The organism is Paenibacillus sp. FSL M7-1414, from assembly GCF_038003195.1.
GTDB lineage: Bacteria > Bacillota > Bacilli > Paenibacillales > Paenibacillaceae > Paenibacillus > Paenibacillus amylolyticus.
In genome coordinates this window covers 4,746,919-4,772,875 of record NZ_JBBOOS010000001.1, presented here as the reverse complement: position 1 = coordinate 4,772,875, position 25,957 = coordinate 4,746,919, and the positions used below count along the sequence as shown (strand labels likewise).

The window sequence follows — 25,957 nt, the reverse complement described above, 5'->3', positions numbered from 1 at the left end:
TTTCATTATAGGGTTGTATTGACGATATTAATAAATACAGACATATGTTAAAACAGAAGTATAATTGGAAAAGTGAGGTTATTCATGTGCTTTTAAAACAATTTGCATCGATGCTGACTACCGCCCGCCTCGTGGGCGAATCAAATACAGAATGCCAAAACCTTCAGACAGATTCCCGGCAGGTAAAACCGGGTGATCTGTTTATCTGTCTTCCGGGACATACGGTAGATGGTCATGATTATGCAGAAAAAGCTGTAAATGCCGGTGCAGTTGCATTGGTGGTTGAACGGCAGCTGGATCTGCCTGTACCACAATTGCTGGTGAAGGATAGCCGATTTGCGATGGCTGTTCTGGCAGATTTCTTTTTTGACTCGCCAAGCCAGAAAATGAATATGATTGGTGTAACGGGAACGAACGGAAAAACAACGACCACCTATTTGATTGAAAAAATCATGAGTGATTACGGACGCAAGACGGGATTGATCGGTACTATTCAAATGCGGTATGACGGTCGCACCTACCCGATGTCAGGAACAACACCAGAGGCGCTTGATCTGCAGCGTAGTCTGCATGATATGGTTCAGAAGGGTACGGACTGCTGTGTTATGGAAGTTTCTTCTCACGCATTGGAACAAGGGCGAGTAAAGGGAACAAATTTCCGTACTGCGGTATTCACTAACCTGACGCAAGATCATTTGGACTACCACCATTCCATGGAGGAATATCGCGGGGCCAAAGGATTATTCTTTGCACGTCTGGGTAACGGTTATACGGAAGATGTCTCACAGCGTAAATTCGCTGTTATCAATGCAGATGACCCGGCAGCGGATTATTTCATCTCTGTGACTGCGGCTGAAGTGATTACATATGGCATGGGTGAAAAGGCGGATGTACGCGCATCCCAAATCTCAATCACGTCTCAGGGAACTTCTTTCCACGTGGATACATTTGCAGGCAGCACAGATATTCGCTTGCGCATGGTAGGCAAATTCAATGTATACAATGCAATGGCAGCAATCTCTGCAGCGCTGGTTGAAGGAATTCCGCTGGAAGAGATCAAGCGCAGTCTGGAGACGGTTCCGGGCGTGGATGGACGTGTTGAAGGAGTGGACGAAGGACAGCCATTTGCTGTTATTGTCGATTATGCCCATACACCGGATGGACTGGAGAATGTGTTGCGTACGGTGAAAGAATTTGCCGAAGGGCGTGTAATCTGCGTGTTTGGCTGTGGTGGTGACAGGGACCGTACAAAACGCCCTCTCATGGGGAAAATTGCTGCGAATTATAGCGATTTTGTACTGGTTACTTCCGATAATCCACGGACAGAAGATCCGGATCTCATTCTCAAAGACATTGAACAGGGCCTGATTGAAGAATCCGTTCCTGCTGAACGTTATACGATGATTGTGGATCGACGCCAGGCCATTCATGAAGCTATTGAAATGGCAAGCCCAGCCGATGTAGTATTGATTGCGGGCAAGGGTCACGAGACCTATCAGATTATCGGCACAACCAAAACCGATTTTGATGACCGAATCATAGCCAAAGAAGCGATAAGGGGCAAATCCAATTGATAAAAAGAACATTGGCACAATTGGCCGAGATGTGTGGAGGAACATTAAGTGACGTTGCCGCTCATGGCAATGTAATGGTCGAAGGGGTGTTTACCGATTCGCGTAAACCTCTGGAAGGCAGTTTGTTTATCCCGCTAGTGGGTGAAAGGTTTGACGGACACGAATTTGTGCAAGCCTGTCTAGAGAAGGGGGCTGCAGGCGCGATCTGGCAAAAGGATCATGGTATTCCGCCACAAGGAGCTGTCATTGTTGTTGACGACACACTTGTCGCACTGCAAGCACTCGCATCTGCTTATCTCACGGAGAATAAAGCGGCTGTAGTCGGCATTACAGGCAGCAACGGCAAGACAACAACAAAGGACATCGTGGATGCCATTCTCTCGACGACGTTCAAAGTGCATAAGACGCAAGGCAACTTCAATAATCACATTGGTTTACCACTGACTGTACTAAGCATGGACCCGGATACCGAGATTATCATTTTGGAGATGGGTATGAGTGGTCGCGGGGAAATTAACGATTTGTCGGTTATTGCGCAGCCTGATGTAGCGGTCATTACCAATATTGGTGAATCACATCTGCTTCAGCTGGGGTCCAGACTGGAGATTGCCAGAGCCAAAGCCGAGATTGCCGCGGGGTTGAAGCCTGGCGGGTTACTGATCTACAACGGAGACGAGCCTTTAATTGCACAAGTCCTTGAAGAACCCGCAACGAAACAACCCGATGGATTGCAGCGGTTTACATTTGGTCTGCAAACCGATAATGATGACTATCCTACCGGACTTATGAATGCGCAGAACGGGGTAGTTTTCACCACCAAACAGTCTGGAGAACATGCATTTACGCTACCTCTGCTGGGGACGCATAATGTCGTTAACTGTCTGGCTGCTTTGGCAGTAGCCCGTCATTTCAAAGTGACGACGGAGCAGATTGCCGCGGGATTGTCTCGTTTGAAACTGACAGGCATGCGTATTGAGGTTACGCAAGGCGTTAGTGGTCTAACCCTACTGAATGATGCGTACAATGCAAGTCCAACCTCCATGAAGGCCGCAATCGATGTACTAGAAGGTCTGAAAGGATACCGCATGAAAGTGGCTGTGCTTGGTGATATGCTTGAACTCGGTCCCCAAGAGCAGGATCTGCATTACGGAATCGGAGAGTATATCACATCGGCCAAAATGGACATGGTGCTGGTGTATGGTCCGCTATCAGCCAAGATTGCTGAAGGAGCAAGCAAGCATATGCCTACAGAGGCTGTGCATGCTTTTATAGATAAAGAAGAAATGACCCGTTATCTACTGGATAAACTACATCCCAGAGACGTTGTTTTGTTCAAAGCTTCAAGAGGCATGAAGCTGGAGGACGTGGTCGAAGCACTACAAATAGCACCATTACAGAATCGAGTAGACTAGAGGGGTGAACCCATGGATTTTCAGGTATTACTGTTAACAATCGGCGTTTCATTTATTCTGGCGGTGATTGCCGCACCGCTCCTGATTCCGCTGTTACGTCGACTGAAATTCGGACAGCAAGTTAGGGAAGATGGGCCTCAGAGCCATTTGAAAAAAAGCGGAACACCTACAATGGGTGGAGTCGTCATTTTAGTTGCGTTCACATTGGCCTTTTTGAAATTTTCGGCAGTCAAGAATACAGACTTTTATGTCTTGCTTGTGGCTACGCTGGGATTCGGGCTGATTGGCTTCCTGGATGATTACATCAAAATTGTGTTCAAACGTTCGCTGGGACTGACGGCCAGACAAAAAATGCTGGGCCAATTGTTCTTCAGTGCAGTGATGTGTTTCTTGCTGATCCAGAATGGACACAGCACAGCCATCTCTATTCCGGGAACGTCATTCTCGTTTGACTGGACCGGATGGTTCTATTATCCGTTTGTCGTATTCATGATGCTTGCCATTACCAATGCGGTTAACTTTACCGACGGTCTGGATGGTTTGCTGTCAGGGGTAAGTGCGATTGCCTTTGGCGCGTTTGCCATTGTGGCGATGCAAGCCACGTCGATGCCGGCAGCAGTGTGTGCAGCAGCGATGATCGGAGCTGTACTCGGTTTTCTGGTATACAATGCACATCCGGCCAAAGTGTTTATGGGAGACACCGGTTCTCTGGGGATTGGCGGTGCGATTGGTGCGGTAGCCATTGTAACCAAAACAGAGCTTCTATTTGTCATCATTGGCGGTATTTTTGTTATCGAGATCCTGTCTGTCATCATTCAAGTGGTATCTTTCAAGACTCGTGGCAAGCGTGTATTCAAAATGAGCCCCATTCACCATCACTTTGAATTAAGTGGTTGGTCAGAATGGCGAGTTGTTATTACCTTTTGGGCGGTAGGCGCAATTTTGGCCGCTCTTGGACTTTATCTCAACAAGGGGTTGTAGATCATGAACCATCCTGAATCATATCGCGGACAACAAGTAGTCGTGCTCGGATTGGCCAAAAGCGGCGTACAGGTCGCCAAAGTGCTGGATCGCGCCGGAGCGAAGGTTACAGTAAATGATAAAAAAGAGAGAGATCAATGTCCCGAAGCTTCCGAATTGGAGGCTTTGGGAATTTCTGTTGTATGCGGAGGACATCCGGATGATCTGATTCACAGTGGTGTGAAGCTGGTTGTCAAAAACCCGGGTATCCCATACCATGCTGCTCCTGTGCAGCAAGCTTTGGCATTGGGCATTGAAGTGGTGACCGAAGTAGAGGTTGCTTATCATCTATGTGCTGCACCCATGATCGGGATTACGGGCTCCAACGGCAAAACAACAACCACCACTTGGGTGGGTAAAATGTTGGAGCATGCCGGCCTCAACCCGATCGTTGCCGGTAATATCGGAACACCTCTATGTGAAGCGGCAGAGCAAGCTTCTCCAGATAACTGGATGGTTGTTGAGCTTAGCAGTTTCCAGCTCAAAGGAACGGTTGATTTTCGTCCCCGGATTGCCAGCTTACTTAACGTTGCAGAGACACATCTGGATTATCACGGGAACATGGATGATTATGTGGCTTCCAAAGCCAAACTGTTCGCCAATCAGCAGCCTGACGACGTAGCCATTCTAAATTGGGATGATGCGGTATGTCGTGGTCTGGTTCCTTACATCAAAGGCAGATTGATCCCCTTCTCCGTGACAGAGAAATTGGATACAGGTGTGTATGCAGATCCTCCTTATGTGGATGGAGAAGAGGATGATGTGAAGCGTCAGGTAATCTACGCGGATGAAAACGGAAATCACCTTGTCATTATCGACGTTGAGGATATTGGCCTTCCTGGGCGATTTAATGTGGAAAATGCACTGGCTGCTGTGGCTATTGCCGTAGCGGCAGGAGCTGATCCTGCGGTGCTGGCTACTCCGCTTGCAGACTTCAAGGGAGTTGAACACCGACTTGAATATGTCCTGGAGCATAACGGCTCTGCATACTACAACAACTCCAAAGCGACCAATTCGAAAGCAACGGTTATGGCACTGAATTCGTTCAAGGAACCGGTCGTATTAATTGCTGGAGGGTTGGATCGCGGGTCAGACATGATGGAGTTATTACCCTTGTTCCAGGAACGGGTAAAAGCTGTCGTTGCAATTGGTGAGACACGGACAAAAATTGCCAAGGTCGCGGAACTTGCCGGATTAAAGCAAATTAAGGTCGTCGATAATGAGGAGGACGCTGCCCGGACGTTAACCGTTGCTGTGCAGGAAGCATCGAAGCTTGCCAGTGCCGGTGATGTCGTTTTGTTATCCCCGGCATGTGCAAGTTGGGACATGTTTGCTTCCTATGAAGAGCGGGGACGCATTTTTAAAGAGGCGGCGCATAACTTGTAAGTAGGGGGGTGGAAAAGCCCCTACTTCCATGCAAGGGGTGGCCTCCTGATGAAACAGACGCGACCGGCACCAGATATTTGGTTGCTGATTTGTATTTTGGCATTGCTTGCCATCGGCATTATTATGGTATATAGTGCGGGCTCGGTGCTTGCCTTTCATGACTATGGCGATTCATTTTATTTTGTAAAAAGACAGGCCCTGTTTGCGGTGCTTGGGCTTGTGGCCATGTTCGTAACTGCTAATGTAGACTACCGGGTGTGGAGGAAATATGCCAAGCCTATATTGATTGCCTGTTTTATTATGCTCATTGGGGTGCTCATTCCTGGAATTGGTGTGGTTCGCGGTGGTGCACGAAGTTGGCTGGGCATTGGTTCGTTCGGTATTCAGCCCTCAGAATTCATGAAGTTGGGCATGATTCTGTTTCTCGCTCACTGGCTGAGCAAGGAACCGGGCAAAATCAAAACCTTCACAACGGGGCTTCTGCCACCGCTGGGATTGATTGGTTTGGCTTTTGGGATTATTATGCTGCAACCTGATTTGGGGACTGGCACTGTGATGATGGGCGCATCGATGCTTATTATTTTCACAGCCGGAGCGCGAATGAAACATCTGAGCTTGCTTGCTCTTGGCGGCGTAGCAGGGTTTGCAGCTTTGATTGCAGCAGCACCCTATCGGCTGCAGCGTATCACAGCGTTTTTGGACCCGTGGTCCGATCCGCTGGGTGCCGGATATCAGATCATTCAATCCTTATACGCGATTGGTCCTGGTGGACTGGCGGGATTGGGACTGGGTATGAGTCGGCAGAAGTACAGTTATGTACCTGAACCTCAAACGGACTTTATTTTTAGTATTTTGGCCGAAGAACTCGGCTTTATAGGTGGAATGATTGTATTATTGTTGTTTCTGGTGCTGGTGTGGAGAGGGATGCGTGTAGCCATGACCGTTCCGGATGCCTTCGGCAGTCTGCTTGGTGTTGGTATCGTAGGTATGGTCGCCGTACAGGTCATTATTAACATTGGTGTTGTCATTGGCATGATGCCTGTTACGGGCATTACATTGCCTCTGATCAGTTACGGTGGATCATCATTGACCCTCATGCTCACAGCACTGGGCATTTTAGTGAATTTATCCCGTTATGCGAGGTGACTATGCGATGCGAGTCGTTCTAAGCGGTGGCGGTACGGGTGGACATATCTATCCGGCCGTTGCCATAGCAAGACAATGCGAGGCGGAGAACCCGGACTCGACATTTCTATACATCGGAGGAACCAGAGGGCTGGAAAGCAAGCTGGTTCCCCAAGAAAATATTCCTTTTAAATCCATTGATATTACGGGCTTTCGGCGGAAATTGTCCATCGACAACCTGAAAACGGTCATGCGTTTCATTCAAGGTGTACGCAAGTCCAAAAAAATGCTGAAGGAATTCAAACCGGATGTTGTGATTGGTACAGGTGGATATGTATGTGGACCTGTGGTATACGCAGCAACAAAACTGGGAATTCCGAGTATAATTCATGAACAGAACGCCATCCCTGGTCTGACGAACAAATTTTTGATGCGTTATGTGGACACGGTTGCCGTTAGCTTTGAAGGTTCTGAAAAATCGTTTTCCGGCGCAAAAAAGGTGATCTACACCGGTAATCCGCGAGCGACTACGGTAGCCCAGGCTAGCCGTGATCGTGGTTTTGCCACATTAGGTGTACCGATGAACAGCCGTGTTGTTCTTGTGGTTGGTGGCAGTCGCGGGGCAAAAGCAATCAATCTGGCCATGGTGGACATGGCTCCAATGCTGGAACAACTGGACGATGTACACGTAGTTTACGTGACAGGGGATACCTATTTTGATGAAACGCGTGAAGCCATTCGCAGCTCATTGGGTACGATGCCAAACCACCTGCATGTCTTGCCTTACGTGCATAATATGCCTGAGGTGCTTGCCTGCACATCCTTGATTGTAAACCGCGCAGGTGCATCATTCCTTGCGGAGATTACATCACTGGGTATTCCTTCGATTCTGATTCCGTCACCTAACGTGACTAATAATCATCAGGAAGCCAATGCACGCACGCTAGAAGGTGGAGGCGCATCACTCACGATGCTGGAGAAGGATCTTACAGGCAAAGTCCTGTATGAAGCCATCGCCAAGATTATGAATGATGAATCGGGACGCAAACGAATGGCTGAAGCCTCCCGGAAACTGGGGAAACCCGATGCAGCTGAAGTGCTTGTTCATGAAATTCAGCGTCTTGCTGCACGCCGATAAAGTGTGATTGTGGGCGATTGTCACACACAAGACGGGGCTGACATAAGATACCGTATAAATCGTGACCATCGTTCCATGGCGCCAGAACACGGTCTGTAACAACAGAACATACCGTGCTCATCGGTTTTGAAGCAAAGGAGGAAGCAAACATGCATCAGTGGATATCGTTACTATCCCAGAATAATGTTGGCAGAGTTCTTGAAAACGAATCGCTAGCCAAATACACCACATGGAAGATCGGCGGTCCTGCGGATGCACTGGTCATTCCCGAGAATAAAGAGCAGATGATGAATCTCGTTCAATTGCTTCACACGTATCAGATTCCGTGGATGCAACTTGGACGGGGCTCAAACATGCTGGTGTCAGACAAAGGAATACGTGGTGTTGTGGTGAAACCAGGCGAGGGCTTTGATTATGCCGAATTTCACGAAGGCGGTGTAACCGCCGGAGCGGCGCATTCTTTTGTTAAACTCAGTGTGGTTGCTGCCAAAAAGGAATGGACCGGTCTGGAATTCGGCAGCGGTATCCCCGGCACTGTCGGTGGAGCCGTATACATGAATGCAGGCGCGCATGGATCGGATGTGTCACGGATATTCAAATTCGCTGAGATTGTTCTGGAGACAGGGGAATTGGTACGTTACAGCAAGGAGGACATGGATTTTGCCTACCGCCACTCTGTTCTGCATGATCGGAGAGGCATCGTGCTGGAAGCTACATTTGAACTCCAGCATGGAGAGCGCAACGTCATTTCGGAAACGATGGCGGCTTACAAAGATCGCCGGCGCCGCACACAGCCACTGCAGATGGCATGTGCAGGTAGTGTATTCCGGAATCCCCCGGGTGATCATGCAGCCCGCCTGATTGAAGCAGCAGGGCTGAAAGGAATGACCCAGGGAGGCGCACAGGTATCCACCATGCATGCCAATTTCATTGTTAATACAGGCCAAGCAACAGCAGAGGACGTTATCACCCTAATGCAGCAGATACAGAGCACTATATCATCTCAAAACGGTATTAACCTGGTACCGGAAGTCTTCGTAGTGGGTGAGCGGTAAACCCCGGAGGTGATACATTGGACAAATTGGTGATTGAAGGCGGGAAACCCCTCTCAGGATCCATACGCATCCATGGAGCAAAAAATGCCGCTTTACCGATTATGGCCGCAAGTTTGTTGGCAGATGGAGAAGTTACACTGCATAACGTTCCACACTTGCTGGACATTGAAGTGATGCTGTATATCCTGGAACGGCTTGGATGCACGTGTCGGCATGAACAGGGAACAGTGACGATTAATACCTCGTCTATCCGGTCATATGATGTGCCAGAAGATCTAATGAAGCAGATGCGCTCTTCCATTTTTTTGATGGGACCATTGCTGGCTAAGTTTGGGCAAGTGTCAGTGTATCAGCCAGGCGGCTGTGCCATTGGAGAACGCAAAATTGATCTTCACCTCCGGGGTCTGGAAGCGCTCGGAGCTTTGATTGAAGAGCAGGACCAACAGATTATCTGTCATGGGCACAATCTGGTGGGTACAGATATTCATTTGGATTTCCCAAGTGTGGGAGCGACGGAGAATATCATGATGGCAGCCGTTATGGCTAAGGGGACGACAACCATCTGCAACGCCGCAAGAGAACCTGAAATCCAGGACCTGCAACACTTTTTGAATGCTATGGGTGCAAGCATTATTGGTGCAGGAACGGATACAATTACGATCAATGGCGTTGAGAAACTGAAACCTTGTTCGTATGAGATTATACCGGATCGAATCGTGGCCGGAACCGTAATGATTGCAGCAGCAGCAACACGAGGCAATGTTACGCTTACACACTGCAATCCTGCTCATCTTACTTCACTTATACATGTATTGAAGCGCACTGGTGTTCAAATCACAGTCTGCAATGATATAATGACGGTGAGCTGTATGAGCCGTCCCAAATCAGTAGACCGTATTGTGACTTCTCCGTATCCTTCGTTTCCGACAGATTTGCAATCGCAAATCATGGTGCTGCTCAGTTTGGCAGACGGATTCAGTGTGATGAAGGAAACGGTATTCGAGGGCCGGTTCAAACATGTGGATGAACTGAATGTAATGGGGGCTGATATTTCAGTCGATCTGAACGCAGCATTTATCCGTGGTGTTCCCCGTCTGTACGGGGCTACAGTAGAAGCAACCGATCTTCGTGCAGGTGCAGCCCTGGTCATTGCTGGTCTGGCTGCTCAAGGCAAAACGGTTGTGGAGCAAGTGCATCATATTGACCGGGGCTACGATCAGATCGAGAAGTTATTCCAAAGTCTTGGAGCATCGGTTGAGCGACAGTCGCCCGTTTCGAAACAGTTGGATTTTGCCAATTAACGTCCTTGGCGTCCCCTTCTTGAAGGGAGGGGACCTGAGGCTTTGTGGAGCGCTACTTATGCCTAAAAGTCAAATTCCGGTTCTGAAGAAGAATCGGCCAAAAGGAAACACAAGCCGCAAAATTGTAATTATTCTCTTATTATTATTTATTGTATTGCTGGCTGTATTATTCTTTCGTTCTTCCATGAGTCGGATTTCGGCAATTGAAATTACGGGTAATGTATATACAGCAACTTCAGAACTGCTGGAGAAAAGCGGACTGAAAGAAGGCGAACAATTTTTTGGGACAAGTACTGCCGAGGTTATTGAGCGTCTCAAGACCATCAAGGCGATTTCCACCGTTACCGTGGACAAAAAGTTTCCGGGGATTATCCATATCAAGGTTCAGGAATATGCCACGGTTGCTTATGAGCTTGGTTCTGACGGTACGCTAAAAGCGATATTAGCCAGTGGGACAAGCTTGACGGTTCCGGCAACAATTGGTGTTGCTGTGGAGAAGCCCATATTGACCCAATGGAAGGCTGATGATCCACTTAAAGCCAAGCTGAGCCAGACACTGGCTAAAATTCCGAATGAATTGACGACGGATATTTCGGAAATTATTCCGAATCCAACGCCTTCATTTCCGGATCAGATTCGGATGTATACCAAATCGCAGTTTGAAGTGATTACAACCGTCTCTCTTTTATCGGATAAAGTGGAGTATCTGAATCAGGTGATTGAGACCGAACGGCCTGGGAAAATCACCATGCTTGAGGCAGATACCTATGTCCCTTTCATCCCGGATGACCCGGAAGATGATGCTGAACCAGGAGCAAGCCCCTGATCTTTGCCATGATGAGGCTGGACTGAATATGAAAGCCTAGGCAGGTCGGGGTTTGACCCCGTCAGAGCAATGAAACTTGTTCTTTCTGAGATGAAGAAAAAATGATACACTTGAACTTATGGCACATGAGTTGCCTCCTTCTTTTTTCTTCAATGTTTTATGTCTGGCAACCAGATTTTGACACCCAAAAACATTGTAGAAAAAAGAGGGAAAGCCTGAAGTGTGTTGAATATGTTTTAAGAGTGTTTAAATTCGAACGTAATTTACTATTGGAGTCAGGAGGTGCCACAGACTTGAGCAACAATGACATCATTGTTAGTTTGGACATCGGTACATCCAAAATTCGCGCTATTATTGGGGAAATGAATAATGGAACCTTTAATATTATAGGAGTTGGATCTGCCGACTCGGAGGGAATTCGCAAAGGTGTAATCGTAGATATCGATCAGACGGTGCAGTCGATTCGCAACGCAGTGGATCATGCAGAACGTATGGTAGGTATTCAAATATCCGAAGTGTATGTTGGAATCTCGGGAAATCATATCGGACTGATGAGCAGTCACGGCGTCGTGGCTGTGTCTAACGAGGATCGTGAAATCGGAGAAGAAGACATGGAACGGGTGTTGAAAGCAGCCGAAGTCATTGCAGTTCCGCCGGAACGGGAAATTATTGATGTTGTCGCCAAGCAATATGTTGTAGATGGCTTGGAGGGCATACAGGACCCCCGTGGTATGATTGGTGTTCGTCTGGAAGTTGAAGCAACGATCATTACGGGTGCAAAAACCGCGATACATAATCTTTTGCGCTGCGTGGAAAAAGCGGGTCTGAAAGTAAGCGATCTGGTTCTCATGTCGCTTGGAGCGGGTCAACTGGCTTTGTCCAAAGATGAAAAAACGATGGGTTCAGTGCTTGTTGATATTGGAGCAGGTGCAACAACCATCGCCATTTTTGAAGAAGACAGTCTTGTTGCAACATCAACGTTGCCTATAGGTGGGGAATTTGTAACAAATGATATCGCCTATGGCTTACGCACGTTAACGGATCAGGCGGAGAAGGTGAAACTGAAATATGGCTGCGCCTGGTTGGATGATGCTGCTGCGGATGTGATGTTCAAAGTCACCCGAATTGGCAGTAATGTAGACAAGGAGTTTTCACAGGAGGATCTGGCAGCAATTATTGAACCTAGGGTTCAAGAAATATTCCAGATGATATCCCAAGAAGTGAAGCGTCTTGGTTACAACGAGCTTCCTGGAGGTTATATACTAACGGGAGGTACGGTCTCTATGCCGGGGGTTCTGCAGGTCGCTCAGCATGAGCTTGCTGCTTCGGTACGAGTTGCAGTTCCGGATTATATTGGTGTGCGTGACCCCGGGTTTACAAGCGGAGTCGGCATATTGCACAGTGTAATTCGCAGTTTGCGCATTCGTCCCTCGATCAATAACGGCGGTGGAAATAACAACAACAACAATAATAACAACAAGAAACCGACCAACCGTCCGAAGCCAAATGCGGCACAGGAATCGGAGCAAAAACCCGGTCTGTTCGAGCGGCTGAAGAATATGTTCAGCGAATTTATATAACAGGTTGGATCCATTTCATACATTCTTGAAGCCGTCTGAATGCGCCGGTACTAAAATAAACGCTTTCGTTCGTCGATATATGAAATTGATTCGGTTCAAATCAAAAATTGGACGGGCCATCCATGCACATTGAGGGGGAGATGGAATAATATGTTGGAATTTGATTTCGAGATGGAGAGCTTGGCTCAAATTAAAGTCATCGGTGTAGGCGGCGGCGGAAGCAATGCAGTCAACCGTATGATTGAAAATGGTGTACAAGGTGTTGAATTTATTACGGTGAATACGGATGCTCAGGCGTTACACCTGGCGAAATCCGAGCATAAATTGCAAATCGGTGATAAATTGACTCGTGGTCTTGGTGCTGGCGCCAACCCGGATGTAGGTAAAAAAGCAGCGGAAGAGTCCCGCGATCTGATCATGAACACGTTGAAAGGTGCAGACATGGTATTTGTTACAGCCGGTATGGGCGGTGGTACAGGTACAGGTGCGGCTCCGGTTATTGCCGAAATCGCTAAAGAGTGTGGTGCACTTACCGTTGGTGTCGTAACTCGTCCATTTACTTTTGAAGGACGCAAGCGTTCCAGCCATGCAGAGCAAGGTATTGAAGCTCTCAAGGAAAAAGTCGACACACTGATCGTGATTCCTAATGATCGTTTGCTCGAAATCGTGGACAAAAAGACTCCTATGCTTGAAGCATTCCGTCAAGCGGATAACGTACTTCGTCAAGCTGTGCAAGGTATCTCTGATTTGATCGCTGTACCGGGTCTGATCAACCTTGACTTTGCTGACGTCAAAACGATTATGCACGAACGTGGTTCAGCCCTTATGGGGATTGGTGAATCAACTGGTGAGAATCGTGCCGCAGAAGCAGCACGGAAAGCCATTATGAGTCCTTTGTTGGAAACTTCTATTGAAGGTGCTCGCGGTGTAATCATGAATATTACGGGTGGCGTTAATCTGTCCCTGTATGAAGTGAACGAAGCGGCAGAGATCGTAACTTCTGCTTCCGACCCGGAAGTGAATATGATCTTTGGTGCCATCATTGACGAAGACCTGAAAGAGGAGATTAAGGTTACGGTTATTGCAACCGGTTTTGAAGATAAACCTGCTCCACCACCACCAGGACGTAAGCCAGCTCCAGCAACAGCGGAGACGACGGATACACGTTCGCCGAACCTGCGTCCTTTCGGAAATCAGCCGAGCAATGATCAGCTGGACATTCCGACATTTTTACGCAATCGTTCACGCAATAATAACAACGATTAATACGCAAATCAATTTATTGGAAACCCGGTACTCCTTATGGAGCGACCGGGTTTTTTCTGTTTATTTAGATATCATAGCATACAGCAATGAACAAATTCTGAACAAAGGGCCTGAGCAATTCCGACAAAAAAAGTTGGAACCACACCCCCATGATTAGACAGACTTTGAACAGGGGGCTCCGTATACTTGTGAATATGCTCATGAATATCAGGATATCGGGTACCGGTATTTCGATATGTTGCGCGCAGGCAGGTGAAGACTTTGGTTGTTTATGTGGATCTAATTTTTTTGACAAACCTGTGTATTGACGGTGCACTCATCGGAATGACCGCCTGGATGCGCAAGACAAAGCTGGTTTGGTGGCGATGGTTGCTGTCAGCCATTGTGGGTGCATTATACGTGGTCATGATGTTTGTACCGGAGTTTGATTTTATGTTCACCTTTCTGATCAAGTTCGGGTTCTCGCTGGTCATGCTTACGATTGCTTTTGGTTTTAAAGGTCTGCAGGCTTTTGCGAGGACGCTCGGTACCTTCTATGTGATTAATTTTGTCGCTGCCGGAGGTATTCTGGGTGTGCATTACATGCTTCAGAGCTCCGGTGAGTTGTTTAACGGCATTTGGTTCACGGCTTCTGGCGGTATGTCATTTGATCTGAAAATTGCTTTCTGGTTCACGTTTATCGTATTTTTTGCTGTCCTGTTTTTATTTAAAGCTGTGCAGAGCTCAAAACGGAAAACGGATCGCATGACGACCTATTTGGGTAAAGTTGAGGTCTGCATCGATGAGGTAGTCATTTCTTGTACAGGCCTTCTGGATACGGGCAATCAACTTACAGATCCCTTATCGCGCATGCCGGTCATGGTGATGGAGGTTTCGTTATGGCAAGACATGTTACCCGCTTCATGGAAGGGTAGACTCAAGGACGAGGCGCCGGACAACCTTATTTTGGAGCTTGATCAGGAAAGTTTTCAGTGGCAGGATCGACTGCGGCTGGTGCCTTATCGGGGCATTAACAAAGGGACTGCGTTTATGCTGGCAATGAAGCCGGACCGGGTGAAGGTGACGATGGAGGAAACATGTTATGAGACGACAAGGGTACTTATTGGGCTGGATGGAGGTGTTTTGTCGTCGGATGGGAAATACCAGGCCGTGATTCATCCTGAACTTGTGCAAGACGCTGCTTCTGCGCAGTCTACGGCTCTCTCTGCGGGAGCAACAGAAAAGCCGCTGAATGTGGTATAGGAGGAACGTACATGCTTGTGAAATGGAAACTGGTGGCGCAGCTGCAATATTACCGTCTGTTATTTTTATTGGGACTCAAAAGCGAAGAGATCTATTATATTGGGGGAAGTGAGGCACTTCCGCCGCCTTTGACAAGGGAAGAGGAAGAATTTTTACTGCAAAAATTATCCTCGGGAGACTCGGCCATTCGCGCGATGCTTATTGAGCGCAACCTGCGTCTGGTGGTGTACATTGCACGAAAGTTTGAAAATACAGGAATCAATATTGAGGATTTGGTCTCCATTGGAGCGATCGGATTGATTAAGGCAGTTAATACATTTGACCCGGAAAAGAAAATCAAACTGGCAACCTATGCTTCACGTTGTATCGAAAATGAAATTTTGATGTACCTGAGACGTAATAGTAAGATCCGAACTGAAGTTTCTTTTGATGAACCGCTCAACATTGATTGGGATGGAAATGAACTATTATTATCCGATGTATTGGGTACAGAAAACGATACAATCTATCGGAATATTGAAGAGCAGGTAGACCGGAAACTTTTGCACAAGGCATTGGAGAAATTAACGGAGCGCGAGCGAATGATTATGGAGCTTCGTTTTGGCCTAACGGATGGGGAAGAAAAGACACAAAAAGATGTAGCCGATCTCCTCGGAATCTCCCAATCCTACATCTCTCGACTCGAAAAAAGAATCATTAAAAGACTTCGCAAGGAGTTCAATAAAATGGTCTGAAATACATCATTGGTCATAATGGGTATTACTGGCAAGGGTGCCAAGTACGAATAAAAAAGCCTGCCCCGGAGATAATGTACATTAATGTTTCTCCTTGGGAGGTAAATCACGATGACCCGAAACAAAGTCGAGATTTGTGGCGTGGACACCGCAAAATTGCCTGTCCTCACCAACACTGAAATGCGGGAATTGTTTCATTCCCTTCAGCAACACCATGATCGCTCAGCAAGAGAGAAATTAGTGAATGGCAACCTGCGTCTGGTACTCAGTGTCATTCAGCGTTTTAACAATCGGGGGGAGTTTGTCGATGATCTGTTCCAGGTTGGTTGCATCGGCCTGATGAAAGCCATTGATAATTTTGATTTATCCCAGAATGTCAAATTTTCAACCTACGCGGTGCCGATGATTATCGGTGAAATCCGTCGATACCTGCGTGATAATAACCCAATTCGGGTATCTCGCTCCTTGAGGGACATTGCTTACAAAGCACTTCAGGTCCGTGACAGCCTGACGAATAAAAATTCCCGGGAACCGACGATATTCGAAATTGCGGAAGTACTGAATGTGCCGAAGGAAGATGTTGTTTTTGCATTGGACGCCATTCAGGACCCGGTCTCGCTCTTCGAACCGATTTATCATGATGGTGGAGATCCGATCTATGTTATGGATCAGATCAGCGATGACAGAAACAAGGATGTGTCATGGATCGAGGAAATTGCACTTCGTGAAGCGATGCATCGTCTTGGTCAGCGGGAAAAAATGATTCTGTCGATGCGGTTTTTCGAAGGGAAAACCCAGATGGAAGTGGCTGATGAAATTGGCATTTCCCAGGCTCAGGTATCACGTCTGGAGAAATCAGCGATACAGCAGATGCAAAAACATGTAAAGTCATAACACGATGCAAAGGCAGAAGGACGATCAATCGGGGCAGTGTATACCGTTGGTCGTCTTTTTGTTTTGGACCGTTTCCACATTTGATGAAAAACAGGACATTTTTCGCCCCTGAAACATATATTGTATAGAAGCGTGAAGAACGGGCAGAAGAGGAATAACAGGGGGCGGGAATGAATGAAAGTAAATACGAGCGAAGTAGCGGCACGAGGCATGAAAATCTCGGACTTTCAGACAAAGGATGTCATTAACATTACGGATGGTAAACGCCTCGGTCAGATCAGTGATTTGGAGCTGGATCTGAAGCAGGGACGAATTGAAGCGATTGTTGTGCCAGGGTACAGCCGTTTTATGGGTCTTTTTGGCGGGGGAACGGATCTGGTGATTCCCTGGAGAAACATTGTGAAGATTGGTTCAGATGTAATACTGGTGAAGATGGATGAGGTGAAGGAAAATACGTATGACGAGCGTGATCGCGAAGCGCGCCTGTATGATGAACAGCAGCATAACCGCACAGAGCGTGTGGAACGCATTGAACGGTCGGAACGTAATCAGCGTCGAACGATATAAATGAGACAGAATGTGGCTCATTTGGTACACTGGAAGTGGTGAGGTGAGATAATGGAACCCTTTGTATTGGATAAAGAATTACTTGAACGGACCAAGAACCCAAATTCAGATTTCGGTCCTGATCCGTTATTATTATATGTTGAGCCCTGGACACAGCAATTTGAACAGCTGTCAGTCGGGTTTACGACGAGGCATGGTGGAGTTGGAAAAGTTCCGTATGCTACGCTCAATTGTGCTTATCATGTGGGGGATGACCCTGAAGTTGTACTTAACAACCGTAGGCTTGTAACCGAGAAGCTTGGTTTTGCAGCAGAAGCATGGACCTGTGGAGAGCAGGTGCATGGCAAACATGTAGCTGTAATTACCGCTGAAGATCGGAGCAGAGGATTACTTGATCGTCAATCTGCGTTGCAGGATACGGATGGATTGGTCACGAATGTGCCTGGTGTGCTGCTGACTTCTTTCTACGCAGACTGTGTTCCGCTTTATTTCTATGACCCTGTGCAGCAGGCGGTAGGTCTTGCTCATGCCGGCTGGAAAGGTACAGTCGCGGGTATCGCTGTATCCATGGTGGAGACGATGGAACGGGAGTATGGCAGCCGTAGGCAGGACATTCGAGCTGCAATCGGTCCGTCGATTGGGGATTGCTGTTATGAAGTGGATGAGGCGGTCATGCAGCATGTACGGGTTTGGTTTGATGATTCCCCGGTTAATGATAAATACAAGGATTCTGCTTCTAAACAAGCATATCGAGCCGTGAATAACGGTAAAACGATGTTAAACTTGAAAGAATGTAATCGACACATTATGATGAAAGCAGGAATAATGCCGGATCATATCGAATGTACAACATGGTGTACAAGTTGTCATCCCGAACTATTTTTCTCCTATCGGAAGGAAAATGGTGTTACAGGGCGGATGGCGAGCTGGATTGGGCTGGAAGAGAGGTGACCCTCTGTGTCATTGGAGGAGCGTATTCAACAGGTAAATCAGAAGATCGAGGACGCATGTCGGCGCAGTAACCGTCATCGTGATGATGTGAATGTGATTGCGGTCACGAAATATGTCTCACTTGAAACAACGGGATCGGTGCTGGATCATGGTCTTGAGCATATTGGAGAAAACCGGTGGCAGGATGCACAGGCCAAATGGGAAGCTTTTGGTCAGCAGGGGACCTGGCACTTTATCGGTCATTTGCAGACAAACAAGGTGAAAGACGTGATTGGCAAGTTTCGTTACATACATTCACTGGATCGTTTGTCATTGGCGAAGGAGTTGGATAAAAAAGCAGCTTCACTTGGTATCCAAGTGGAAACGTTTTTGCAGGTGAATATTTCGGGTGAAGAGAGCAAGTATGGCTTACAGCCTGAACAGGCAAGTTCTTTTTTGCGTGATATTCGTTCGTTCAACAATCTCAAGGTCGTTGGCCTGATGACCATGGCACCTCATGAGGAAGATCCGGAGCTGACGCGTCCCGTATTTCGTGGATTGCGTGAGCTGAGAGATCAATTGAATGGACAAGCTCTTACAGTAGAGCCATTGACTGAGCTGTCGATGGGGATGTCCAATGATTTTGAAGTGGCCATTGAAGAAGGTGCAACCTGGGTACGGCTAGGATCGATTCTCGTAGGAAAAGAGGAGGGTTCACGATGGGCGTAATGAATAAATTTATGAATTTCCTCGGACTTCAGGAAGAGGAAGAGATTGTGGAACGTGAACGAATGGCTGCGCAGGAGGAAAATGAGGCTGAGCATCAGGAAGCTGAAACCTCCAGTCTCGATAAACGTAGAAACCAAAGGGGGAATAATGTGGTGAGCATTCATTCCCAGAAAAATGTTAAAGTTGTCCTGTATGAACCGCGTTCTTATGACGAGGCTCAGGAAATTGCCGACCATCTGCGTTCGCATCGTACCGTTGTGGTGAACTTGCAACGAATTCGCCAGGACCAAGCGCTGCGCGTTATTGATTTTTTGAGTGGCACGGTATATGCATTGGGTGGCGGTATTTCCAAAATCGGCGGAAACATTTTTCTCTGTACGCCAGATACGGTTGAAATTCAGGGATCAATTACGGAAATACTGGCTGACAGCGAGCAAGATTATAACAGAATGAGGTGAGCCACTTTTGTATCAGATTGAAAGCGTGTTGTACACGTTATACCAGATTTACTTTTACATGGTCATTGTCTACATATTGATGTCTTGGCTTCCCAATGCGCGGGAAAGCTTCATCGGTGAATGGCTGGGCAAATTAGTGGAACCATATCTAAGACCGTTTCGCCGATTTATACCGCCTTTGTTCGGTGTGCTGGATATTTCCCCGATTGTGGCGCTGATCGTTCTGCAACTTGCGCTTAATGGGCTGATCTCCATACTTCGGTATTTTGCATATTAGAGGTTGTTCAAAAAGTCCGCTTTTGATTACGAAGGATGCCTAGTGGCATCGTCAGCATCGAATATGGAATTCAGCCGAAATAAGCGGGAGGCTTACGAAGTATGTTTCCTTCGGAAACATTGTAGTTGCTCACGTAGTTTTTTCTACGCTCCGCTACTCCATTTCTAGCTTTATCCCATCTTCTCGGTACTGAAAACCGGTCTTTTTGAACACGGACTATTAGGGTAGGGTGACATAGATGAGCGGTGAAATTTACGAACATTTTAGCCATGATGAGCGGGATTTTGTAGATAAAGCTTCGGATTGGGTTGAGCGGGCAGGTAAGTATCATGACATGAAGCTAACTGACTTTCTTGATCCAAGACAGGTTTTTATCTTAGAGACTCTTGCCAATCGCCGTAACGACGTTCAGATTCGTCTGGATGGTGGTTACGAGGCTGCTGAACGCAAGCGTGCGCTGGTTGCACCTGATTATATGTATCTGGATGATGAGGATATGGGTATGCAGGTGCTCAGTATTACGTCTGATGATCAGAAAATCTCGGAGCTGGAGCATGGGGACTATATGGGTTCCCTGCTCGGGCTTGGGATGAAACGTGGAAAGATCGGGGATATCCAAGTGCTGGAGGACGGTTGCCATACAGTGGTGGCGGCGGAAACCGGCGCTTTTTTATCGCTTCAACTGAATCAGGTGCATCGGTTACATGTGTTCACAGAGTTACTTCCTTTGAATCAGATGCGATGGTCAGAGAGTAAACTGGAGACGATGGACATCACGGTCGCTTCTCTTCGTTTGGATGGAATCTGCGCAGATGTGTATCGGCTTAGTCGCAGTAAAGTGCTGGCGCCGATCAAAGCTGGTCGCTGCCGTGTGAACTGGAAAGTTGAGGAAGATCCCTCCAAATCGCTAAAAGCGGGTGATGTTGTATCCATTCAGGGATTTGGCCGCTTCAAGGTTATGGAACAGGATGGGATGACCAAAAAAGGGCGTTGCCGAGTGAAAATCGGCAAATTTGCCTGAGTCTGTTGCAGGAAAATCCGCTTTCTTGTCGAAATGTTTATCATAAAGGTGTAGAAAATACGCGGTGTATCCGATAAACATTAAGTCAAAGCTTTACATGAACGTTGGAGGATGCAATTCTGATCCTGCATTCCGTATACGTTGCCAAGGTTAGGCATCAACGATACGGCCCCTTGGGTGGTACCCATATGCTGCAAACCTTCTCTGGACGGGAAGGAACTTTAACAGGAGGTGGACAGCATGCCATTAACGCCGCTGGACATACACAACAAGGAATTTTCCCGACGTTTGCGCGGGTATGACGAGGATGAAGTCAATGAATTCCTGGATCAAGTCATCAAAGATTACGAAGGCGTCATTCGCGAGAACAAAGAGCTGAGCAATCAGTTGCTGTCCGTTCAGGAGAAACTGGATCATTTTTCTACAATTGAAGAGACGCTTAGCAAAACGATTATCATTGCGCAGGAAGCTGCTGATGATGTGAAGGGTAATGCGAAGAAAGAAGCGCAGTTGATCGTGAAGGAAGCAGAGAAAAATGCAGACCGGATCGTGAACGAATCGTTGGGCAAATCTCGCAAAATTGCTTTGGAAGTGGAAGAACTGAAAAAGCAGGCCTCGATTTATCGTGCCCGTTTCCGCACGCTTGTTGAAGCGCAGCTTGAACTGTTGACTCAGGATGGTTGGGAAGTGCTGGAGAGCCGGGAGCAGGAAGTGCGTGACCGTGAGCGGGAGATGAAAGAAATTTATTAGTCTGTCGCCTGGTTGACTTTTGTCTGCAAAGAGGCTATAACTATATTCATAATGAATAGTGATTCCATGACGGGTTCAGTACGTTATGATCTCATCCCTCAGAGAGTTGGTGGTTGGTGCAAACCAATGGATGAGTTATAGCCGAATATCTCCCCGGAGAAGTGACGCTGAAGCGGTGATCTTGATTGCCGTGTGTAAGCCGAACCGTAAGCCGTACGTTATAACGGCACCCTGCGGTAGTATAGCGGGGCATAAGCGCTGTTGATGACAGAGCATACCCAGGCTTGCCTGGATGTGGTTTGTGATGAACAGAATTAGGGTGGTAACGCGAGTATAGCCTCGTCCCTTTCCAGGGACGGGGCTTTTTTGTGTCCAAAAAAGGCGAACGTCCCTGAGGCCCGAAAGGACCTCAGGGAGAGAGCCACCTGCCGGGGGAGCGAAGCACCCGGCAACACGGGTTTCGCTAAGGCGAACGCCCATGAGGCACGCCGGGACCTCAGGGAGAGAGCCGCTCGCCGGGAAAGCAAAGCGCCCGGCACACGGGTTCGCTAAGGCGAACGTTCATGAGGCCCGCAGGGACCTCAGGGAGAGAGCCGCCCGCCGGGGGAGCAAAGCACCCGGCAATCAGGGTTCGCTAAGGCGAACGTTCATGAGGCCCGAAGGGATCTCAAGGAGAGAGCCGCCTGCCGGGGCGAGCGAAGCGCTCGGCAATCAGGGTTCGCTAAGGCGAACGTCCATGAGGCCCGAAGGGACCTCAAGGAGAGAGCCGCCCGCCGGGAAAGCGAAGCACCCGGCAACACCCGCCTCGCGGTAAGGCCATGCGGCGTTCATGCAGGGAACAGTCGCAAAATGGCTGCCACTACGCACATCCACCCCTCGCCCATAAGCGCCACCGATCCCCCACCGACAACCCATCCCGGGTGTCCAGAGGGCGGAGCGCCTATGGGGTCCCCCTTGGCAGGGGGATTTAGGGGGATTGAAACGCTTTTGTGGACGGTCCACAATCCAACCAAAGAAAGGGAAGATAATCATCATGCAACGAGTTGACGTCAAAGAGAAGGCACGTGCCAGAGAATTACGCGTGTTAGATAAATGGAAAACGGAGAATACATTTAAAAGATCCATCGAAAACCGGGAGGGCAAGCCAAACTTCGTATTTTATGAAGGGCCGCCTACAGCAAACGGTAAACCGCATATCGGTCACGTACTGGGACGGGTAATCAAGGATTTTGTTGGACGGTATAACACGATGAAGGGTTACCGTGTTGTTCGTAAAGCAGGTTGGGATACACATGGTCTGCCTGTAGAACTGGGTGTACAGAAAAAGCTTGGTATCTCCCACAAGTGGGAAATCGAAGATTACGGCGTGGAGAAATTCATTAACGAATGTAAAGCGAGCGTATTCGAATACGAGCAACAATGGCGTGATCTGACAGAAGGTATCGGATATTGGACGGATATGAATAACCCGTATATCACCCTTGATAACAACTACATCGAGAGTGTATGGAATATCCTGGCGACGATCCACGAGAAAGGACTGCTGTATCGTGGTCATCGTGTGAGCCCGTATTGCCCATCTTGTCAGACAACACTGAGTTCCCATGAAGTTGCACAAGGGTACAAAGACGTCAAAGATCTGAGTGCTACAGCGAAATTCAAACTGAATGACAGCGGAGAATTTGTACTGGCTTGGACGACAACACCTTGGACACTGCCTTCACACGTTGCACTTGCCGTGAATCCGGATATGGACTACTCCCGTGTTCGTCAAGGTGATGAAGTGTACATCATGGCAACGAATCTGGTTGAAAAAGTGATGAAAGATGCCAAGGGTGAGTATGAGATCATCGGTGCACTGAAAGGTGCCGATCTGGTTGGCAAAACGTATGATCCTCCGTTCAACTACGTACAGGCTGAGAAAGCCAACATCATTCTGGGTGCAAGCTTTGTAACGGATGCAAGTGGTACGGGTATCGTACACATGGCTCCTGCCCATGGTGAAGATGACTACCGTGTATGCCGTGAGAATGGGATCAGCTTTGTGAACATGGTGGACTTGGAAGGTAAATTTGTTGCTGAGGTTACTGACTTTGCCGGACGTTTCGTGAAGGATTGTGATATTGATATCGTAAGATATCTGTCTGAGCATGGACGTTTGTTCAGCAAAGAAAAATATGAGCACAGCTATCCATTCTGCTGGCGTTGTGATACACCGCTTCTGTACTATGCAATGGACAGCTGGTTTATCCAAACGACAGCCATCAAGGACCAATTGATTGCCAACAATAGTGAAGTGGATTGGTACCCAGGTCACGTTCGTGAAGGTCGCTTCGGGAAATTCCTGGAGGATCTGGTGGATTGGAACATCAGCCGTGATCGTTATTGGGGAACTCCGCTCAACATCTGGGTGTGTGAGGAGACTGGCGAACAATTTGCTCCACACAGCATTGCAGAATTGCGTGCCCGTGCGGTAGGTGATGTGCCTGAGAATCTTGAATTGCATAAACCATATGTGGATGACGTTAAAGTCATGAGCTCTTGTGGCAAATATGAGATGAAACGTACACCGGAAGTGATCGATGTCTGGTTCGACAGCGGCTCCATGCCGTTTGCCCAGCAGCACTATCCATTTGAAAATAAAGAAGTATTCGAACAGCAGTATCCTGCGGATATGATCTGTGAGGGAATTGACCAGACACGTGGCTGGTTCTACAGCTTGCTGGCGGTTTCCACCCTTTTGACAGGCAAAGCGCCTTACAAAGCGGTTATGGCTACAGGACACGTTCTTGACGAGAACGGACAGAAGATGTCCAAATCCAAAGGTAACGTTATCGATCCTTGGGAAGTAATTGAAGAATACGGTACAGATGCATTCCGCTGGGCTTTGTTGTCTGACAGTGCACCGTGGAACAGCAAACGTTTCTCCAAAGGTATCGTAGGGGAAGCCAAATCCAAAATGGTGGATACGCTGGTTAACACCCATGCATTTCTGACGCTTTATGCTACCATTGATGGATTTGATCCACAGGAGCACCCGTTCCAACTGTCCGCACACAAGCTGGATCGCTGGATTCTGTCGAGACTGAACAGCCTGATCCTGGTTGTAGAAAAAGCGCTGCTGGTTAACGACTATCTGAACTCTTCCAAAGCGATTGAAGCATTTGTTGATGAGTTGAGTAACTGGTACATCCGTCGTTCCCGCGACCGTTTCTGGGGAAGTGGCCTGACAGACGATAAATTGGACGCTTACCGCACATTGACTGAGGTACTGGTGACTACTGCGAAGTTGGTTGCTCCGTTCACACCGATGCTGGCAGAAGACATCTATCTGAACCTTGCAACAGGTGAGAGTGTGCACATGGAAGACTATCCGGTAGCTAATGAAGCGCTGATTGATGCAGGACTGGAACAGGATATGGAGACGGCTCGCCGCGTGGTTGAACTTGCCCGTAACGTTCGTAACGAAACAGGCATTAAGACACGTCAGCCACTGTCCGAATTGATCGTTTCCCTGGATAAAGGCTTTGACCTGACAAGTTATGAAGAGATCATCAAAGAAGAGATCAATGTAAAAGGAATCCGTACTGAGCATAATGATGCGGAATTCGTTGACTTTACATTGAAGCTGAACCTGAAGGTCGCAGGTAAGAAATACGGTAAAAACGTAGGGTTCCTGCAAAACTTCTTCAAAGGAATGTCAGCCGATGAGACGCGTAAAGTGGTTTCGGAAGGTGTACTGAACATCGTTTCACCGGAAGGTGAAGAGCTGCAAGTGACGAGCGAAGAATTATTGGTTGATAAACAGGCCAAATCAGGCTTTGCTTCAGCATCAGGTTACGGTCTGACGGTTGCGCTCAATACCGAAATCACGCCAGCATTGGAACAGGAAGGCTGGGTTCGTGAAGTGGTTCGTGCTGTGCAGGATACCCGGAAACGACTGGACCTCCCAATTGAGAAAAGAGTACGTTTGACACTGGATGTGGATGCATCCCTTCAGGAAGCTATTCAGGCGTTTGATGATGTGTTGCGTGAAAATGTTCTCGTAACCGAAGTGACATTTGGCTCAAATGAGTCCATGGAACGTGTTGAAGCCGGAGGCAAATCGATCGGTATTTACATCGAAGCGTAATTCGGAGCATGTCCCATTCAATTAGGACAGAATATAGAGTATAAACAAACGAGCCGCAGTGGCAGGGACATATTCCCTGTATCTGGGCTCGTTTGTTTTTTAGGCAATAAGGCAATGATTCTATAGTGCAGTCAATCTATATTGATCAAAGGAACTGACCAAAACATGAGCGAACATGACAAGCAAACCGCATCCACTTCACAACAATCAACATCAGATAATCTGAATTCCCATGACAAAATTGAAGAGTTACATACCCTGACAAACCGTCTGGCGAATGAACTGGAACGTTCACGAATTGCGCAATACACAGAATTGCTGAACAGGCCATGGAAATTGATTGGACTTAACCTGTTGTCAGGAGCCGCACGAGGTGTGGGGATTGCGATTGGGTTTACCTTTTTCGCAGCAACGATCATTTACGTTTTGCAGCTACTTGGGGCGCTCAATCTTCCCATTGTTGGAGATTACATCGCTGATATTGTGCGCATTGTACAGCGCCAGCTTGATATGAACACATACTAAGCGATTAAGCGAAAA

The 25,957-nt window shown here is 47.7% G+C and carries 23 protein-coding genes and 1 other annotated feature; all 23 genes read left to right on the top strand.

The genetic code is table 11. From position 1 onward, the window contains the following. Positions 1-86: 86 nt before the first annotated feature. The 23 genes from MHH92_RS20790 to MHH92_RS20680 all read left to right on the top strand — a co-directional run bounded on the left by MHH92_RS20790 (position 87) and on the right by MHH92_RS20680 (position 25,942). Entirely contained in the window at positions 87-1,574 is a 1,488-nt protein-coding gene (locus MHH92_RS20790) for a UDP-N-acetylmuramoyl-L-alanyl-D-glutamate--2,6-diaminopimelate ligase (protein WP_076250748.1), read from the top strand. After that, on the top strand, positions 1,574-2,986 hold the full coding sequence (locus tag MHH92_RS20785; RefSeq protein WP_340907722.1) for a UDP-N-acetylmuramoyl-tripeptide--D-alanyl-D-alanine ligase: 1,413 nt from the start codon (positions 1,574-1,576) through the stop codon (positions 2,984-2,986). The genes MHH92_RS20790 and MHH92_RS20785 overlap by 1 nt, the downstream gene beginning before the upstream one ends. Before the next feature lie 12 nt (positions 2,987-2,998). Next, the gene (gene mraY / locus MHH92_RS20780) at positions 2,999-3,967 is read left to right on the top strand and encodes a phospho-N-acetylmuramoyl-pentapeptide-transferase (protein WP_340906024.1); all 969 of its coding nucleotides are present in this window, start codon (positions 2,999-3,001) and stop codon (positions 3,965-3,967) included. A 3-nt stretch (positions 3,968-3,970) separates the two neighbouring features. Continuing rightward, a complete protein-coding gene (gene murD / locus MHH92_RS20775; RefSeq protein ID WP_340906023.1) occupies positions 3,971-5,392 on the top strand; it encodes a UDP-N-acetylmuramoyl-L-alanine--D-glutamate ligase in 1,422 nt (473 codons plus the stop codon). Positions 5,393-5,440: 48 nt separating this feature from the next. Continuing rightward, entirely contained in the window at positions 5,441-6,538 is a 1,098-nt protein-coding gene (gene spoVE, locus MHH92_RS20770; RefSeq protein ID WP_100527061.1) for a stage V sporulation protein E, read from the top strand. A gap of 7 nt (positions 6,539-6,545) precedes the next feature. Further along, complete coding sequence (gene murG / locus MHH92_RS20765; RefSeq protein ID WP_340028839.1) at positions 6,546-7,655, top strand: undecaprenyldiphospho-muramoylpentapeptide beta-N-acetylglucosaminyltransferase; 1,110 nt, start codon at positions 6,546-6,548, stop codon at positions 7,653-7,655. 149 nt (positions 7,656-7,804) lie between these two features. Next, the gene (gene murB, locus MHH92_RS20760; protein ID WP_076250757.1) at positions 7,805-8,710 is read left to right on the top strand and encodes a UDP-N-acetylmuramate dehydrogenase; all 906 of its coding nucleotides are present in this window, start codon (positions 7,805-7,807) and stop codon (positions 8,708-8,710) included. A gap of 17 nt (positions 8,711-8,727) precedes the next feature. Beyond that, complete coding sequence (gene murA, locus MHH92_RS20755; protein ID WP_036614867.1) at positions 8,728-10,011, top strand: UDP-N-acetylglucosamine 1-carboxyvinyltransferase; 1,284 nt, start codon at positions 8,728-8,730, stop codon at positions 10,009-10,011. A gap of 58 nt (positions 10,012-10,069) precedes the next feature. Further along, on the top strand, positions 10,070-10,837 hold the full coding sequence (locus tag MHH92_RS20750; protein WP_036614865.1) for a cell division protein FtsQ/DivIB: 768 nt from the start codon (positions 10,070-10,072) through the stop codon (positions 10,835-10,837). Positions 10,838-11,130: 293 nt separating this feature from the next. Next, positions 11,131-12,417 carry a cell division protein FtsA gene (gene ftsA / locus MHH92_RS20745; protein WP_253501941.1) on the top strand — a complete coding sequence of 429 codons (1,287 nt, stop codon included), beginning with the start codon at positions 11,131-11,133 and terminating at the stop codon, positions 12,415-12,417. A gap of 150 nt (positions 12,418-12,567) precedes the next feature. Next, positions 12,568-13,683 carry a cell division protein FtsZ gene (gene ftsZ / locus MHH92_RS20740; protein ID WP_017687306.1) on the top strand — a complete coding sequence of 372 codons (1,116 nt, stop codon included), beginning with the start codon at positions 12,568-12,570 and terminating at the stop codon, positions 13,681-13,683. 261 nt (positions 13,684-13,944) lie between these two features. Next, on the top strand, positions 13,945-14,925 hold the full coding sequence (gene spoIIGA, locus MHH92_RS20735; protein ID WP_091014080.1) for a sigma-E processing peptidase SpoIIGA: 981 nt from the start codon (positions 13,945-13,947) through the stop codon (positions 14,923-14,925). Between the two features lie 11 nt (positions 14,926-14,936). Further along, positions 14,937-15,659: an RNA polymerase sporulation sigma factor SigE gene (gene sigE / locus MHH92_RS20730; RefSeq protein WP_017687308.1), complete on the top strand. Its 723-nt coding sequence runs from the start codon at positions 14,937-14,939 to the stop codon at positions 15,657-15,659. 111 nt (positions 15,660-15,770) lie between these two features. Next, positions 15,771-16,553 (top strand): RNA polymerase sporulation sigma factor SigG, encoded by a 783-nt coding sequence (gene sigG / locus MHH92_RS20725; RefSeq protein WP_017687309.1) that lies wholly within the window; start codon positions 15,771-15,773, stop codon positions 16,551-16,553. 174 nt (positions 16,554-16,727) lie between these two features. Next, on the top strand, positions 16,728-17,120 hold the full coding sequence (locus MHH92_RS20720) for a YlmC/YmxH family sporulation protein (protein WP_017687310.1): 393 nt from the start codon (positions 16,728-16,730) through the stop codon (positions 17,118-17,120). A gap of 51 nt (positions 17,121-17,171) precedes the next feature. After that, the gene (pgeF, locus tag MHH92_RS20715) at positions 17,172-18,071 is read left to right on the top strand and encodes a peptidoglycan editing factor PgeF (protein ID WP_076250764.1); all 900 of its coding nucleotides are present in this window, start codon (positions 17,172-17,174) and stop codon (positions 18,069-18,071) included. Positions 18,072-18,077: 6 nt separating this feature from the next. Then, the gene (locus tag MHH92_RS20710; RefSeq protein WP_340906012.1) at positions 18,078-18,779 is read left to right on the top strand and encodes a YggS family pyridoxal phosphate-dependent enzyme; all 702 of its coding nucleotides are present in this window, start codon (positions 18,078-18,080) and stop codon (positions 18,777-18,779) included. Beyond that, positions 18,770-19,237, top strand: a complete 468-nt coding sequence (locus MHH92_RS20705) for a cell division protein SepF (RefSeq protein WP_036614853.1) — start codon at positions 18,770-18,772, stop codon at positions 19,235-19,237. The genes MHH92_RS20710 and MHH92_RS20705 overlap by 10 nt, the downstream gene beginning before the upstream one ends. A gap of 7 nt (positions 19,238-19,244) precedes the next feature. Next, the gene (locus tag MHH92_RS20700) at positions 19,245-19,514 is read left to right on the top strand and encodes a YggT family protein (RefSeq protein ID WP_036674839.1); all 270 of its coding nucleotides are present in this window, start codon (positions 19,245-19,247) and stop codon (positions 19,512-19,514) included. Between the two features lie 238 nt (positions 19,515-19,752). After that, on the top strand, positions 19,753-20,535 hold the full coding sequence (locus MHH92_RS20695; protein WP_340906008.1) for a YlmH family RNA-binding protein: 783 nt from the start codon (positions 19,753-19,755) through the stop codon (positions 20,533-20,535). Positions 20,536-20,775: 240 nt separating this feature from the next. Beyond that, positions 20,776-21,285, top strand: coding sequence for a DivIVA domain-containing protein (locus MHH92_RS20690; protein WP_017687316.1), 510 nt, complete (start codon positions 20,776-20,778; stop codon positions 21,283-21,285). Positions 21,286-21,342: 57 nt separating this feature from the next. Continuing rightward, positions 21,343-21,635, top strand: a binding site (T-box leader). A gap of 683 nt (positions 21,636-22,318) precedes the next feature. After that, a complete protein-coding gene (ileS, locus tag MHH92_RS20685; protein WP_340906006.1) occupies positions 22,319-25,417 on the top strand; it encodes an isoleucine--tRNA ligase in 3,099 nt (1,032 codons plus the stop codon). Positions 25,418-25,582: 165 nt separating this feature from the next. After that, positions 25,583-25,942, top strand: coding sequence for a DUF5665 domain-containing protein (locus MHH92_RS20680; protein ID WP_017687319.1), 360 nt, complete (start codon positions 25,583-25,585; stop codon positions 25,940-25,942). Positions 25,943-25,957: the final 15 nt, after the last annotated feature.

What these genes read in the sequence shown, in the direction of transcription:
- mraY (WP_340906024.1), top strand. Translation starts at nt 2,999, where the DNA reads ATGGATTTTCAGGTATTACTGTTAACAATCGGCGTTTCATTTATTCTG.
- murD (WP_340906023.1), top strand. Translation starts at nt 3,971, where the DNA reads ATGAACCATCCTGAATCATATCGCGGACAACAAGTAGTCGTGCTCGGA.
- spoVE (WP_100527061.1), top strand. Translation starts at nt 5,441, where the DNA reads ATGAAACAGACGCGACCGGCACCAGATATTTGGTTGCTGATTTGTATT.
- murG (WP_340028839.1), top strand. Translation starts at nt 6,546, where the DNA reads ATGCGAGTCGTTCTAAGCGGTGGCGGTACGGGTGGACATATCTATCCG.
- murB (WP_076250757.1), top strand. Translation starts at nt 7,805, where the DNA reads ATGCATCAGTGGATATCGTTACTATCCCAGAATAATGTTGGCAGAGTT.
- MHH92_RS20750 (WP_036614865.1), top strand. Translation starts at nt 10,070, where the DNA reads ATGCCTAAAAGTCAAATTCCGGTTCTGAAGAAGAATCGGCCAAAAGGA.
- ftsZ (WP_017687306.1), top strand. Translation starts at nt 12,568, where the DNA reads ATGTTGGAATTTGATTTCGAGATGGAGAGCTTGGCTCAAATTAAAGTC.
- sigE (WP_017687308.1), top strand. Translation starts at nt 14,937, where the DNA reads ATGCTTGTGAAATGGAAACTGGTGGCGCAGCTGCAATATTACCGTCTG.
- sigG (WP_017687309.1), top strand. Translation starts at nt 15,771, where the DNA reads ATGACCCGAAACAAAGTCGAGATTTGTGGCGTGGACACCGCAAAATTG.
- MHH92_RS20720 (WP_017687310.1), top strand. Translation starts at nt 16,728, where the DNA reads ATGAAAGTAAATACGAGCGAAGTAGCGGCACGAGGCATGAAAATCTCG.
- pgeF (WP_076250764.1), top strand. Translation starts at nt 17,172, where the DNA reads ATGGAACCCTTTGTATTGGATAAAGAATTACTTGAACGGACCAAGAAC.
- MHH92_RS20705 (WP_036614853.1), top strand. Translation starts at nt 18,770, where the DNA reads ATGGGCGTAATGAATAAATTTATGAATTTCCTCGGACTTCAGGAAGAG.
- MHH92_RS20695 (WP_340906008.1), top strand. Translation starts at nt 19,753, where the DNA reads ATGAGCGGTGAAATTTACGAACATTTTAGCCATGATGAGCGGGATTTT.
- MHH92_RS20690 (WP_017687316.1), top strand. Translation starts at nt 20,776, where the DNA reads ATGCCATTAACGCCGCTGGACATACACAACAAGGAATTTTCCCGACGT.
- ileS (WP_340906006.1), top strand. Translation starts at nt 22,319, where the DNA reads ATGCAACGAGTTGACGTCAAAGAGAAGGCACGTGCCAGAGAATTACGC.
- MHH92_RS20680 (WP_017687319.1), top strand. Translation starts at nt 25,583, where the DNA reads ATGAGCGAACATGACAAGCAAACCGCATCCACTTCACAACAATCAACA.